The organism is Pseudomonas sp. C9 (assembly GCF_002000165.1).
Taxonomy (GTDB): domain Bacteria; phylum Pseudomonadota; class Gammaproteobacteria; order Pseudomonadales; family Pseudomonadaceae; genus Aquipseudomonas.
Map to the genome: position 1 here is coordinate 4,726,689 of NZ_MPAK01000001.1, position 12,804 is coordinate 4,739,492.

The window sequence follows — 12,804 nt, forward strand, 5'->3', positions numbered from 1 at the left end:
AGCCATTAGAAAAATTATGGAGTTGGCATGATTCGTCCTCACTTGCCGCTAAATGCATTGCGCGCTTTCGAGGCGTCCGCGCGTCATTTGAGTTTCACGCGGGCGGCGGTGGAGCTGTTCGTGACGCCGGCGGCGGTGAGTCATCAGGTCAAAAGTCTTGAGGCGCAACTGAACGTGACCCTGTTCAAACGCTTGCCACGCGGGCTGATGCTGACCAGCGAGGGGGAAACCTTGCTGCCGGTATTGCGCGAGTCTTTCGACCGAATCGCTGAAACCCTCGAACGCTTTGAAGGCGGGCATTATCGGGAGGTGTTATCGGTGGGAGCGGTGGGCACGTTTGCGGTGGGGTGGTTGCTGCCACGCCTGGCGGATTTTCATGTGAAACATCCGTACATAGATTTACGCCTGTCGACCAACAATAACCGTGTGGACGTCGCCGCCGAAGGTCTGGATTACGCCATTCGATTTGGCGCCGGCGCCTGGCATGGCGTTGAAGCGTTGCGGTTGATCGATGCGCCGCTGTCGGTGTAATGCGTTCCTGAACTTGCCCGGCAATTGCAGTCGCCTGAGGATCTGTTGCAACAAACCTTGTTACGTTCCTACCGTACAGACGAATGGTCCGAGTGGTTTCAGGCCTGCGGATTACCGGCCAATACACCGCCCGCCAAGAGCATCGTTTTCGACTCTTCACTGGCGATGATGGAGGCCGCGCTTCAGGGCGCCGGTATCGCACTGGCGCCGCCGCTGATGTTTTCCCGGCAACTGGCGGCAGGTGCGATCGAGCAGCCTTTCGCGATCGGTATCACCACCGGCAGCTACTGGCTGACCCGCTTGCAGTCCCGCACTGAAACGGCGGCCATGACGGCGTTCAAGGACTGGCTACTTCAGGTCGCGCAAGACCAACTCCCGCGCGACCAGTGACTCAGCGCACCAGGCTCGGCCGCTTGTTATCGAACTTCCAGCCCGGGATCAAAAACTGCATCGCCACGCTGTCATCTCGTGCGCCCAACCCCATGCTTTTGTACAGCTCATGGGCCTTGGCCAACTGATCCATGTCCAGTTCAACCCCTAGCCCCGGTTTCTTCGGCACTTGCACACAGCCGCCGACGATTTGCAGCGGCGCTTTGGTCAGGCGCTGGCCGTCCTGCCAGATCCAGTGGGTGTCGATGGCGGTGATGTCGCCCGGTGCGGCCGCCGCGACGTGGGTGAACATCGCCAGGGAAATATCGAAGTGGTTGTTGGAATGCGATCCCCAGGTCAGGCCCCATTCGTGGCACATCTGCGCCACGCGAACCGAGCCCTGCATCGTCCAGAAATGCGGATCGGCCAGAGGAATGTCGACCGATTGCAATTGAATGGCGTGGCCCATTTCCCGCCAGTCGGTGGCGATCATGTTGGTGGCGGTTTTCAGGCCGGTGGCACGGCGGAACTCGGCCATGACTTCGCGGCCCGAGTAACCGTTTTCCGCGCCGCACGGGTCTTCGGCGTAGGCGAGGACGCGATGCTGATCCCGGCACAGGCGAATCGCTTCCTTGAGCGACCACGCACCGTTTGGATCGAGCGTAATACGTGCATCCGGGAAGCGTTCGGCCAGCGCTGTGACCGCTTCGATTTCCTCGTCACCGCTGAGCACGCCGCCCTTGAGTTTGAAGTCCTTGAAGCCATAGCGGTCGTGCGCGGCGACCGCCAGGCGTACCACGGCGTCGGCGGTCATGGCTTTTTCGTGACGGATGCGGAACCAGTCGTTGTCGGCCTCCGGTTCGCTGCGGTAGGCCAGATCGGTTTGCTGGCGATCACCGACGTAAAACAGATAACCCAGCATTTTCACTTCATCGCGCTGCTGACCTTCGCCGAGCAGGGCGGCGACCGGCACGTCGAGGTGCTGGCCGAGCAAATCGAGCAGGGCGGCTTCAAGTCCCGTGACCGCGTGAATGGTGATGCGCAGGTCGAACGTCTGCAAACCGCGACCACCGGCATCGCGATCGGCGAAGGTCTGGCGCACTTGATTAAGGATCTTCTGATAAGTGCCAATCGGGCTGCCGACGACCAGTGAGCGGGCGTCTTCCAGTGTCTGGCGAATCCGCTCGCCACCCGGTACTTCGCCGACACCGGTGTGACCGGCGTTGTCCTTGAGGATCACGATGTTGCGGGTGAAAAACGGGCCATGGGCGCCGCTCAGATTGAGCAGCATGCCATCGTGGCCGGCCACCGGTACCACCTGCATGCTGGTGATGATCGGCGCTTTTGCAGTGTCTTGTGCGTGCATTTTCTTATCCTTCAAAACAAAAGATCAGGCGTGATTGGGCGCTGGATTGCCCAGTGCGGTGGTAGGCGCGGTTTTCGGTTTGTTGCGGGCGGCGAAGACAATGATCGCGGCGATGATTGAGGTCGCTGCCAACCCGTACAGCCCGCCCTGAATCGAGCCGGTGTGTTCTTCCAGCAGGCCGAAGGTGGTCGGTGCGACGAAACCGCCGAGGTTGCCGACCGAGTTGATCAGCGCGATCACGCCCGCGGCGATCCGCGCATCCAGATACGCTTGCGGGATTGGCCAGAACAGCGATGAAGCGGATTTGAAACCCAGCGCGGCAAAGCAGATCGCAACGAAGGCAAAGATCGGCCCGCCTGTGGTGGACATGAACATCCCGGCGGCGGCGATCAGCAGCGCGGCGGCGACCCAGGCTTGCTGGTGTTTCCACTTGGTCGATAGCGTTGCGAACGCGTACATGCCGACGATCGATAGCAACCACGGGATGGAGTTGAACAGCCCGACCTGAATGTCGCTGAGGTCGCCCATCTTCTTGATGATGCTCGGCAGCCAGAAGGTCGCCGCGTAAATGGTCAGTTGGATAAAGAAGTAGATCAGGCAAAACAGAATGATCTGGCGATCCTTGAGCAGCTTGCCCAGCGACGGTTTGATCGGTGTCGCGGCTTCGCGGGCCTGTTGCTCGTCGTCGATGGCATTGACCAGCGCATCCTGTTCTTCGCGGCTCAGCCATTTGGCGTCGTGGGGTTTGGAGTCCAGCCAGAACCAGACGAACACGCACAACCCGACCGAAAACATCCCTTCAATGAAGTACATCCATTGCCAGCCATGCAGGCCAAAGCCGCTGATTTGCAGGAGTAACCCGGACAGCGGGCCGGAGATCAGCGACGCGATCGCCGAGCCACTGAGAAAGATCGCAATTGCCTTGCCGCGCTCAACCCCCGGCAGCCAGCGAGTGAAGTAATAAATCACCCCCGGGAAAAATCCGGCTTCGGCCACGCCCAGCAGGAATCGCAGGATGTAGAAGTGGGTTTCGTTCTGGATGAACGCCATGCCAGCGGCCACCAGGCCCCAGGTCAGCATGATGCGGGTCAGCCAGATTCGTGCGCCGACTTTTTGCAGGAGGAGGTTGGAGGGGACTTCGAACAGCGCGTAACCGATGAAGAACAGCCCGGCCCCGAGGCCGTAGGCGGCAGCGCCAATCCCTAGGTCATGTTCCATGTGGGCGCGGACGAAGCCGATGTTCACACGGTCGATGTAGTTGACGATGAACATGATGACGAACAGCGGAAGGACATGTCGTTTCACTTTCGCGATGGCTGATTTCAAGGCGCAATCGATGCCATCGTTCATCCCGGGTATGGATGTATTCACTGGATTTTCTCCCACTCGTTATTGTTATGCGGGGTGTATCTGGTGTTGCGTTGTTGATAGACATCATACAACTAGGTTTTTTGGCTTCGCAATAGGGGTTGCTCAACAAAATGGCGCTTTTTTGGCAGGTGTGGCTTCTGTTTCAGGGTTGTGCTTGTGTCTTAAAAGGCGCTGTTTGGTTGTTTTGTTGAGTGTTGTCATACAAGTTGGCGAGGTTTTGTCGAGATTCCCGCCCGGCGCAGTGCTACGATTCAACCAGCCCTGTTTCTGGATGATCGCCATGCAAGAAGACTTCGACGCGCCTGCCCGCAAGCGCACTCACAACCTGGCCCATGACCTGGTGGCCAAGTTGACCCAGAGCATCCTGCTCGGGCAGATGTCGCCGGGCGACAAGCTGCCGTCGGAGAACACGATTGTTCAGGAGCATGGGGTGAGTCGCACCGTTGTGCGCGAGGCGCTTTCGAAGTTGCAGGCTTCAGGCCTGGTGGAAACCCGACATGGGATCGGCACCTTTGTGCTGGAGCGTGCCCCTGAGCAAGGGTTGCGGTTGAATGTCGACACTGCACTGGGGGTGCGCAGCATTCTGGAATTGCGCATGGGCCTGGAAACTCAGGCCGCCGCACTGGCGGCGACACGCCGTACGCCGGCGCAGTTGGCGCACATGCGTGAAGCGCTGGACGACTATCAAAGCCTGCTGGCCAATAACGACAGCTGCGTCGAGGCTGACAGGCGTTTTCACCTGTTGATCGCCGAAGCCACCGGCAATGTGTGTTTCACCGAAATCATGCAGCACCTGGGCAGTGCGATGATTCCCCGGACTCGCGTCAACGCCGTCGAGCGCGGTGCGGCAGATTTGAGCAAGCTCGGGCAGCTTGCCAACCTCGAGCACGAGGCGATTCTCAATGCCATCAAACGGCAAGACCCGGATGCGGCGCGTGCGGCGATGTGGCTGCACCTGACCAACAGCCGCGACCGGTTTTCACCGGGTGGCTGAAACTGTGTGGCGAGGGCGCTTGCCACAGGTTCTGTGTCAGTTCATTCGATAGCGAGCAAGGTCGTTCGCACATCCGTTATCGATCCAGCCTGATAGCGCGACCGGAAGAAGTAACCGTAATCCTGAAGGTAATACATCGTCACGCTCACTTTGAGCTCACCCCCTTCAATCGTGCACGCCAGTTCTTTTGCGCCGCCTTGCAATGAAGTGTTGACCTGTACGGCGTCAATTTGGCGCTCGACCACACACTCGAGTTTTTCGCTGTTGAGCGAGGTGCCCTTGAGCGTGCTGCGACGCTGTTGGGTGATGTGATAGCCCAACGATGAGCCAACCGCCATCGTTCTCCAGTCGCCGGTGAATGTGAGGTTTTCGGTATCGATTGCGTACGACACGGGCAGTTTTCGGTCGGTGTATTGGCTGTCGAGGCGTAGCGTCAACAGCCCGCGGAAATTGACCGAGTAGGTGTCTATCACCTTGCCAGGCCACTGCAATTTCAACTGGCCACTTTGTGGATCGATTTCGTAGCGTTGCTCGCTTTGCGACGGCGCGCCACCCAAGTACCCGACGTTTTTCGAGTGAATCTCGATCTTTTTGATCGCCTTGGCCGGCGGTGCCAGGTTCAGGTCGGCAATCGACTTGAGTACGTTTGCCGCAACGGGTCTGGATTGATAGACCTGCGCCACTTTACGGCGGGGAGAGTAGGGCGCCAGGGTCGACAGTTGGGAGGCCGGGGCGCAGGCCGCTTTCAACAAAGGCCGGACATCCGCACCTTGCTCGAAGGTTGTTTGCGGGGCGTCGGCAAGCAGCGTTCCTCGGGTGATCTGGTCTTTTTCGTCCAGTTTGAACTCGCTCAATACGCGGTAGGTCTGGCCCTTGCAATCGACTTGATAACGGCCGCGAGTTTGTCCGAATAACACTTTATAGCTCGCGTCGGTGAGCAATGCCGGCTCATCAATCGCGCCCCAGAACAACACGGAACTGCCTTGTGTCTTGAGGCTATTGCGGTCGATCAGCAGCCGGCGTTCCGTGTCGCCGCCCAAGGCCACACGCCAATCCGCAGGGGGCGTTTCCGCGCAGGCTTCGACGAAGCTCGGGTTCTGCGCCAGGCGTGCCAGCAGTGGCGCAGACAATGGAGTGTTCTTGGGCGACTTGTAGGACCCGGTGCTGGAACCGGAGACGATACGTGTGTCGAGGAACAGGGCGGTGGCACCGGTGGCGTCGCAGTTGGCTTGCATCTGCAAGGTTGATTGCGTGTTTTTCATGTTTCGCTCGGGAATGCTCACCAGATAGCTGAGCAGGTCTGCATCACGCATGACCGAGTGAGTCAGCAGTGGCTCGTCGAGCATTTCCTCCGTTGTCATGGGCGGTATCTTGGGCGCGGGGGCAGGTACTGGCTTGCTGGCGCAACCTGAAATCAACGTCAGCAAACCGATAACAACAAAGCGGGTCATAGGCAATCCATGGCGATAAGTGCCACATACATGTGAACTGAAAAGGTCGGCAGCCCCCAGTAATTCTTTAACCCGGCGCTACCGCCGTTCAGGGGCGCACCGGGCCGCTCGCGGTAACGGTGGCGCGTCGTTCCATGTTCAATGCCAGCACACTGATCAAAATCACGAGGGCGCCGACGCCGACCATCAGTGTTGGCTGTTCACCCAAGGCGTAAGCGGCGATGGCCATCGCGGTCGGCGGGATCAGATACAGCGTCATGGTTGCGCGGCTCAAGTCCACATGGGTCAGCACAAACGCCCACGCCAGATAGGCGAGCGCACTGGGAAATATGCCCAACGCCAGCACCGCCCACTGCACATGAACCGGTGCGCTGACGACCTCGCTGGCCAATCCCGGCAGGTAAATCAATAACAGCGCCGTGCCCGACCAGACCGTGTAACACACCAGCGTCAGGCCGTCATAGCGCGTGGAATGATGCTTCTGCAAGGCGAAGTAAAAACTCCAGGACACTGCTGCCAGCAAGATCAACAAACCGTAAACATCGAGGCCGCCCAGTCCGTGATCACCGGCCACCACAATCACCACGCCCATCATTCCCGACACGATGCAGCCCCAGCGCCAGAGGCTGACCCGATCCTTGAACACAAAACGCGCCAGCAGCGTGCTGAACAACGGTGTCGATTGTGCCAACACGCTGGAAGCCCCGGCAGTGACATGCTGCTGGCCTATGTTCAGTACGACGTGATGCAGGCTCACCGCGAAAAAACCGAGAGCAACCAGCCACGGCAGGTCGCGAGGCCTGGGCAGGCGGATGCCTTTGAACGCGGCGACGACCGCCATGAACACCGAGGCCATCAGAAACCTCAGCAGTGCCAGGTGTCCGGGGTCATAGGCCTGCAATCCGATATGAATGCCGGTCGGTGAATAGCCCCAGCACGCGACGACAAAAGCCATCGCGAGGATGATTTTCCAGGGCGAGCGGGGAGCGTGCGTGCGTGAATTCATGGTCGTGCACCATCAGGTAGGTGCATTGAGTATCAGAACTCGGATTGCTCTCCACAACTGACTTATACTGCGTAGACCGTTCACTTTTGGTGATGATTATGGAGCTGGCGCAGATTCGCATGTTCAAGACCGTGGCCGATGTCGGCAGCATCGCCCGGGCCGCCGAGTTGCTGCATTGCGTGCCGTCCAATATCACGGCGCGGATCAAGGCGCTGGAGACGGAATTGGGGGTGGCGCTGTTTCTGCGCGAGGGTCGAGGGCTGCGCATCAGCGCGGCGGGGCAAACGTTTTTGTCCTACGCCTCAAAAATTCTGGCGCTGACCGTTGAGGCCAAGCGCGCATTGGACCCGTCAGCCGACCCCTCCGGGCCGCTGCGCATCGGCGCCATCGAGTCCTCGGCCACCGGTCGCTTACCGCGGCTGCTGGCGAAATTCCACAAGCGCTATCCCGCAGTTGCGCTGGAATTGACCACGGGCAGCTGGGGCCAATTGCTCGACGACACACTCAACCACCGGCTCGACGGCGCCATCGTCGCCGTGGATGTCGAGCGCGCTCAACTCAAGCGCACACCGATGTACCGCGAAGAGCTTTTGTTGATTGCCTCAACGTCGCTGGGAGCGGTGCACAGCATTGCGGATTTGCAGGACAAGACCGTCTTCATGTGGCCCCAGGGTTGTCCGTATCGGGCGGCGCTGGAACATTGGTTGTTGCGTCAGGGGCTGGCGCTGCCGATTGTCAGTCTGGCGAGTTATGGCGCGATTGTCGGGTGTGTCAGCGCGGGTGCCGGTGTCGCGTTAGTGCCCAAAGGGGTGTTTGATCAGTACGCCAAGGGGGCGGGGTGCGCGGGGTATGAATTTCCTGAGCTGACGGCTATCGACAATTTGTTTTACTGGCATGAAAACGCCGGGGTTCACCCGGCGCGCGAAGCGTTTGTGGCGATGCTGCGCGAGGAGTTCGCGTGACTGGCAAACTCGCTCCCACAGGGTTCCGTTCGTGTTTGGAGCTCAGGTCACGCGGACGTCGCGCATCAGCAATCCGAAGTTCAGATCCACCGCGTCCGGAATCGGCAAGTACACCGTGTGCCCATCCCCCGGCGCGACTTCAATCGGTTCGCCTTTGGCGTTCTGAAGCTGATGTAAATCGAAATGGAAGTTGCCCTTGGGGGTCATCAGTTCCATGTGATCGCCCAGGCCAAAGCGGTTTTTCACCTTGACCTCAGCCAGCCGATCGCGGCGCTCTCCGGTCAGTTCACCGACAAACTGCTGTCGTTCCGACACCGAGCTGCCGTTCTGGTAGTTCTGGTATTCGTCATGCACATGCCGTCGCAAAAATCCTTCGGTGTAGCCACGCTGCGCCAACGACTCCAGGTCGGTCATCAGGCTGCGGTCGAATGCTTGCCCGGCCACGGCGTCGTCGATGGCCCGGCGATACACCTGCGTAGTGCGCGCGCAATAAAAATGGGACTTGGTCCGGCCTTCGATTTTCAGCGAGTGCACGCCCATGTGCGTCAGACGCTCGACGTGCTGAACGGCGCGCAGGTCCTTGGCGTTCATGATGTAGGTGCCGTGTTCGTCCTCGAAGGCCGGCATCAGTTCGTCTGGCCGATTGGCTTCCTGCAACAGGAACACCTGGTCGGTGGGGGCGCCGAGGCCCAGGGTCGGTTCGGGTTGATATTGCTGGACGATTTCGCCGAGCTGATTTTCCGTGGCCTCCTGCGCCGAGTATTTCCAGCGGCAGGCGTTGGTGCAACTGCCTTGATTGGCATCGCGCTTGTTCATGTAGCCCGACAACAGGCAGCGCCCGGAATAGGCCATGCACAACGCGCCATGGACAAACACCTCCAGCTCCATGGCCGGCACCTGTTCGCGGATTTCGCCGATTTCTTCCAGCGAGAGTTCCCGCGACAGGATGATCCGGCTCAACCCCTGTTGCTGCCAGAACTCGACACTGGCCCAGTTCACGGTGTTGGCCTGCACCGACAGATGAATCGGCATCTGCGCAAAGTGTCGCCGCACCAGCATGATCAGGCCCGGATCCGACATGATCAGCGCGTCCGGCGCCATGGCGATTACGGGTGCCAGGTCCTTGAGGAAGGTCTTGAGCTTGGCGTTATGCGGCGCAATGTTCACCACCACGTAAAAACGCTTGCCCTGGGCCTGGGCCTCCTTGATGCCGAGGGCGAGGTTGGCGTGATCGAATTCGTTATTGCGTACCCGCAAGCTGTAGCGCGGCTGGCCGGCGTACACCGCATCGGCGCCGTAGGCGAAGGCATAACGCATGTTTTTCAAGGTGCCGGCAGGGGCGAGCAGTTCGGGGGCGAGGGGAGTCATGGCAGTGTCGGTCGCAAAAGCCAAGGAGCGTAATCGGCTTGCCCGAGGGGTTTATTGATCTGGATCTATGCTTGATGAACAAACGGATGGCACTCGCGCGAACCGTGGCGGACTAAGTATCAGAAAGGCTCGTCAGTACAAGAGCCTGCGTCCCCCTGCGCACTGACACGGACCGGACATGAGCGAAGAAACCGTACACAACCGATCACTGGTGATCTTGCTATGGCTGGTGACCGCCGCCTTCATCTGGATTCTGCTGCCGTTTTACGGTGCGGTGTTTTGGGCGGTGATCCTCGGCATCCTCTTTGCGCCGATGCAGCGCCGACTGCAATTGAAACTGGGGTGGGAGCGCAACCTGACGTCACTGTTCACGCTCAGTATCTGTCTGGTGATTGCGATCCTGCCGGTGATCATCCTTGGCTTCCTGCTGGTTCAAGAGGGGACCACGCTGTACAAAAGCATCGAAAGTGGTGAACTGGATATCGCCGGGTTCGTCTCGCATTTCAAGCACAGCCTGCCGCCGTACTTCCAGCACCTGCTTGACCGGTTCGGGGTGGGCGAATTGAGCGGGCTGCGGGAGAAAATCATCAAGAGCGCGGTGACGGGCAATGAGTTTTTCGCCACTCAGGCGTTCAGCTTCGGCCAGGGCACGTTTGATTTTGTGGTGAGTTTTTTCATCATGCTGTATTTGCTCTATTTCTTTTTGCGCGACGGCGCCGAACTGGCACGCAAGGTTCGCGCGGCGGTGCCGCTGGAGGAGCACCAGAAGCGTCGCTTGCAACTCAAGTTCAATCGCGTGGTGCGGGCGACGGTCAAGGGCAACCTGCTGGTGGCGATCACGCAGGGCGCTTTGGGTGGGGCAATATTCTGGTTTCTGGACATCCCGAGCGCGTTGCTCTGGGCGGTGCTGATGGCGTTTTTGTCGCTGTTGCCAGCGGTGGGGGCAGGGATCGTCTGGGCGCCGGTGGCGGCGTTATTCCTGCTCAGCGGGGCGATCTGGCAGGGTGTGGCGTTGGGGCTGTACGGGGTTTTTGTGATTGGCCTGGTGGATAACGTCTTGCGACCGATCCTGGTGGGCAAGGACACCAAGATGCCGGACTACCTCATCCTCATCTCGACACTGGGCGGTCTGGCGATCTTTGGCCTCAACGGTTTCGTTATCGGGCCGCTGATCGCGGCCCTGTTCATGTCGAGTTGGGACATTTTCATCGAAACCAAACCGCGGGTGCAGTTGCCTTAGGCGCTGAGCAGGCCTTGGCCGATGCGCTGCGACAAGGCCTGGGCGGCGGGTAGCGAGGTGAGCGGACCGCTGATCGCTTCGCCGTCCTGCACCAGATACCAACAGGCAAGCAAACCCAGTTCTCTAAGCGATGAGGGAACGGCGCTGCCGATAACGGACATGATCTGAACCTGGGACATAAGTACCTCCATCAATCTATGGAGCTACCTTAAGGACCTCGCGCAGGAACGGACAATCAACACGTTCGATAGTGGTCATTGACGCCGATGAGTGTTCGCCTCAGTCGACGACCAGATCCAGCATGTGAACCACTTCGTGTTCGTTGAGCAGGCCCTTGCGTACCAGGTTTTCCGCCAGCAGCGAAAGAAACTTGGCGCTGCGATGGCCTTCCAGGTGCTTGAGTTCGGTCAAAGCGTTGTACACCTTGCTGGAAGTGCACAAACCGACAATGCGGTGCGGGTTTTGCGTAGGCATGAGGTCGTCCTTGTTGTTATCAACCTGTTGTTTGCGGACAGATCCAAGCTTGCGGACCTGATATGACAAAAATATGACCGTTTGGCGCAAGGCGAGGGCGGGTCATGTCAATCTTGCCCATTTGAACCACCCACTCTGTCCCCACAGCGACCTTGACGCGATTTATCCAGACGTTCGCCGACGAACGGTCACAAAAAAGCCCCGCTGTTGAGGCGGGGCCGGGGAATGCTGTTACCAGTGGCCATAGCCACGGGGAGGGCCATAGTAACCGCGCGGCGGGCCGTAATAACCACGTGGGGGACCGTAGTAAACCGGTGCCGGGGCGTAGTAGACCGGCTGTTGCACGTAGACCGGTGCAGGCTGGTAATAAACCGGTGGCGGTTGTTGCATGTAAACCGGCGTCGGCTGAGCGTAAACCGGTTGTTGAACATAGACCGGCCGGTTGGCGTTGATCACGGCCGAACCGACAATGGCCGAGCCGACGAGCGCACCAAAAATCGCCGGACCTTGCCAGCAGTTACCACAACCACCGCCATGGGCTTGTGCCTGCCCTGCGACAGCGAGTGCGCCGATCAGCAAGGCCACTGTGGTGATTTTACGGTTCATGATAAATCCTCGTCTTTTCGACCCGGCGCTTGCGTCTGCAATAGACCCAAGGATTGTCGCGGGGATACCTCTAAGACAGCTTTTTTTTGAAAAACAGCACGGCCGATAGGTAAATTTTGTGTAAGGTCTGTACCGATTTCCTGACGGACCCGCGCTACCTCGCGCAGGCCTTTGATTATGATCGATCAGACCCGATGGATTGGCTAATCCCGTCCATCTGAAAGTGCTATTGAAGGAGAAAGTTTCATGCAGATGAACCCCAACCGAGACACTCAGCTGTGCATGTCGCTCTCCGGGCGTCCCGGCAACTTCGGCCTGCGGTTTCACAATCACCTGTATGAACAACTGGGCCTGAATTTCTATTACAAGGCCTTCAGCAGCCAGGATTTGCCCGGCGCTGTCGGCGGTATTCGCGCCTTGGGCATTCGTGGCTGCGGGGTGTCGATGCCGTTCAAGGAAGCGTGTATCGAGCTGGTTGATGAACTGGACGCCTCGGCGGCGGCCATTCAATCAATCAACACCATCGTTAATACCGATGGCCATTTAAAGGCGTACAACACCGATTACATTGCCATCGAACAACTGCTCAAGACCCACGAAGTGCCCAAAGAGTCGACCTTTGCCCTGCGCGGCAGCGGCGGCATGGCCAAGGCCGTGGCCAGCGCGTTGCGTGATGGCGGCTACAAAAACGGTTTGATCGTCGCCCGAAATGAACGCGCCGGACGCGCCCTGGCTGAGTCGCTGGGCTACCAATGGCAAGCGGAACTGGGCGCACAGCGCCCGCAAATGCTGATCAACGTCACACCGATTGGCATGACGGGCGGTCCGGAAGCTGATCAACTGGCGTTTGATGCGCACGCGATTGCCAGCGCGCAGACTGTCTTCGATGTGGTGGCGATTCCCTCGGAAACACCGCTGATCGTGAGCGGTCGTGCGCAAGGCAAGCGGGTCATCACGGGGCTGGAAGTGATCGCGATCCAGGCACTGGAGCAGTTTGTGTTGTACACCGGTGTAAGGCCCACGGATGAGCAGTTTCACAAAGCCGTGGAATTTGCCCGCAGCTAGG

Annotated in this window: 12 protein-coding genes and 1 pseudogene; 5 read left to right on the forward strand and 8 right to left on the reverse strand. The window is 59.1% G+C overall.

Features of this window, described 5'->3' with window-relative positions:
• Positions 1 to 27 precede the first annotated feature (27 nt).
• Positions 28 to 921 (forward strand): annotated as a pseudogene (locus BMS17_RS22120) (LysR family transcriptional regulator).
• Position 922: 1 nt separating this feature from the next.
• Here the strand turns inward: BMS17_RS22120 and gudD are convergent.
• Together gudD and BMS17_RS22130 are read right to left on the reverse strand one after the other, a co-directional pair.
• Complete coding sequence (gene gudD / locus BMS17_RS22125) at positions 923 to 2,266, reverse strand: glucarate dehydratase (RefSeq protein WP_077431763.1); 1,344 nt, start codon at positions 2,264 to 2,266, stop codon at positions 923 to 925.
• A 24-nt stretch (positions 2,267 to 2,290) separates the two neighbouring features.
• Positions 2,291 to 3,637 (reverse strand): MFS transporter, encoded by a 1,347-nt coding sequence (locus BMS17_RS22130; protein ID WP_046032591.1) that lies wholly within the window; start codon positions 3,635 to 3,637, stop codon positions 2,291 to 2,293.
• 280 nt (positions 3,638 to 3,917) lie between these two features.
• On the opposite strand from BMS17_RS22130, the gene BMS17_RS22135 reads away from it, so the two are divergent.
• Positions 3,918 to 4,631, forward strand: a complete 714-nt coding sequence (locus tag BMS17_RS22135) for a FadR/GntR family transcriptional regulator (protein ID WP_077431764.1) — start codon at positions 3,918 to 3,920, stop codon at positions 4,629 to 4,631.
• Between the two features lie 41 nt (positions 4,632 to 4,672).
• Here the strand turns inward: BMS17_RS22135 and BMS17_RS22140 are convergent, their stop codons facing one another.
• Together BMS17_RS22140 and BMS17_RS22145 are read right to left on the reverse strand one after the other, a co-directional pair.
• Positions 4,673 to 5,992 (reverse strand): hypothetical protein, encoded by a 1,320-nt coding sequence (locus BMS17_RS22140; protein WP_139348110.1) that lies wholly within the window; start codon positions 5,990 to 5,992, stop codon positions 4,673 to 4,675.
• A gap of 178 nt (positions 5,993 to 6,170) precedes the next feature.
• Complete coding sequence (locus tag BMS17_RS22145; protein WP_077431766.1) at positions 6,171 to 7,088, reverse strand: DMT family transporter; 918 nt, start codon at positions 7,086 to 7,088, stop codon at positions 6,171 to 6,173.
• A gap of 98 nt (positions 7,089 to 7,186) precedes the next feature.
• On the opposite strand from BMS17_RS22145, the gene BMS17_RS22150 reads away from it, so the two are divergent.
• Positions 7,187 to 8,050, forward strand: a complete 864-nt coding sequence (locus tag BMS17_RS22150; protein ID WP_046032587.1) for a LysR family transcriptional regulator — start codon at positions 7,187 to 7,189, stop codon at positions 8,048 to 8,050.
• A gap of 42 nt (positions 8,051 to 8,092) precedes the next feature.
• Here BMS17_RS22150 and yegQ read toward each other — a convergent pair whose 3' ends face one another.
• Positions 8,093 to 9,418: a tRNA 5-hydroxyuridine modification protein YegQ gene (gene yegQ / locus BMS17_RS22155; protein ID WP_077431767.1), complete on the reverse strand. Its 1,326-nt coding sequence runs from the start codon at positions 9,416 to 9,418 to the stop codon at positions 8,093 to 8,095.
• A 178-nt stretch (positions 9,419 to 9,596) separates the two neighbouring features.
• Between yegQ and BMS17_RS22160 the strand changes: the two genes are divergently transcribed.
• Positions 9,597 to 10,658: an AI-2E family transporter gene (locus BMS17_RS22160; RefSeq protein ID WP_077431768.1), complete on the forward strand. Its 1,062-nt coding sequence runs from the start codon at positions 9,597 to 9,599 to the stop codon at positions 10,656 to 10,658.
• Here the strand turns inward: BMS17_RS22160 and BMS17_RS22165 are convergent.
• The 3 genes from BMS17_RS22165 to BMS17_RS22175 form a co-directional block, all read right to left on the reverse strand.
• The gene (locus tag BMS17_RS22165) at positions 10,655 to 10,837 is read right to left on the reverse strand and encodes a hypothetical protein (RefSeq protein ID WP_046032584.1); all 183 of its coding nucleotides are present in this window, start codon (positions 10,835 to 10,837) and stop codon (positions 10,655 to 10,657) included. The two genes, BMS17_RS22160 and BMS17_RS22165, sit on opposite strands and share 4 nt — an antisense overlap.
• A gap of 100 nt (positions 10,838 to 10,937) precedes the next feature.
• Positions 10,938 to 11,132, reverse strand: coding sequence for a hypothetical protein (locus BMS17_RS22170; RefSeq protein WP_007944773.1), 195 nt, complete (start codon positions 11,130 to 11,132; stop codon positions 10,938 to 10,940).
• A gap of 231 nt (positions 11,133 to 11,363) precedes the next feature.
• Entirely contained in the window at positions 11,364 to 11,738 is a 375-nt protein-coding gene (locus BMS17_RS22175; RefSeq protein WP_077431769.1) for a hypothetical protein, read from the reverse strand.
• Positions 11,739 to 11,984: 246 nt separating this feature from the next.
• On the opposite strand from BMS17_RS22175, the gene BMS17_RS22180 reads away from it, so the two are divergent.
• Positions 11,985 to 12,803, forward strand: a complete 819-nt coding sequence (locus BMS17_RS22180) for a shikimate 5-dehydrogenase (protein ID WP_046032581.1) — start codon at positions 11,985 to 11,987, stop codon at positions 12,801 to 12,803.
• Position 12,804 lies beyond the last annotated feature (1 nt).